Origin of the sequence: Desertibaculum subflavum, from assembly GCA_003576705.1 — a bacterium.
GTDB lineage: Bacteria > Pseudomonadota > Alphaproteobacteria > Ferrovibrionales > Ferrovibrionaceae > Desertibaculum > Desertibaculum subflavum.
In genome coordinates, this window is sequence record QOZS01000132.1 from 1 (window position 1) to 1,033 (window position 1,033).

At 61.0% G+C, this 1,033-nt stretch carries 1 protein-coding gene; it reads right to left on the minus strand.

The window, feature by feature from the left end:
• Positions 1–969 (minus strand): IS481 family transposase, encoded by a 969-nt coding sequence (locus DT074_RS27845; RefSeq protein ID WP_119423074.1) that lies wholly within the window; start codon positions 967–969, stop codon positions 1–3.
• Positions 970–1,033: the final 64 nt, after the last annotated feature.

The following is a 1,033-nucleotide window of genomic DNA, read 5'->3' on the forward strand; positions in this document are numbered from 1 at the left end:
CTAGGTGTTCAGTCCCGATGTGAGGTGGGTGGGATCGTATCGGAATCGATCTGGTTCGTGCGCCCATGTCTTGCAGATGTGTTCGTAGGGCGTGAGACCGTTGAGCCTCTTGAGCCTCTTGGCGAAGTTGTAGGCATCAAGGAAAGCAGCCATGTGCTCGCGGAGTTGACGATGATCCACGTAGTGATACCGCCTGACGGTGGCTTCCTTCAGGGTTCGATTCATTCGTTCGACCTGGCCATTGGTCCATGGGTGATTGGGCTTTGTGAGGCGATGATCGATCTCGTGCTCGCGGCAGATGCGATCGAAAACATGCAGCCGGTAGCGTGCGGTAGGGCCTGAGCGGCGCGAGGGCATGTCACAGAACTGGACGCCGTTGTCGGTAAGCACAGTGTGGATCTTGTAAGGGACCGCTTCGATCAACGCCCTGAGGAAGGCTGCGGCGGTCTTGACGTCCGCTACCTCGCGCAGCTGGGCGAAGGCAAACTTGGATGTCCGGTCCACAGCCACAAACAAGTGGAGCTTGCCTTCTTCGGTTCTCACCTCGGCGATGTCGATATGGAAATAGCCGATGGGGTACCGCTGGAACGTCCGCTTGGCCGCTGCCTTGTCGCCCTCGACCTCCGGCAGCCGGCTGATTCCATGGCGCTGGAAGCAGCGATGCAGCGACGATCGGGTGAGATGCGGGATCGACGCCTGCAAGGCATATAGGCAGTCATCCAGCGGCAAGAGCGTGTGCCTGCGGAAGGCAACGATGGCCGCTTCCTCCTCGGCCGTAAGCACCGTCGAACGGCGTGTCTTCGGCCCCATGGCCGCGTCGTGCACGAAGGCCCGCTTGCGCCACTTTGCCACCGTCTTCCGGTTCAGCCCGTGTCGGGAGGCGAGTTCCTGGAGCGGAGCCTTCGATCGCTGTATCGCAGCTCGGACAGCGTGCGTGGTCGTGGCGCTGCCGTGAAGTACCTGTCCCATAACACCTCCCGGAATGCAGGGGCAGTTTGCCCGATTCCCCCACACTCCGGGACTGAACACCTAG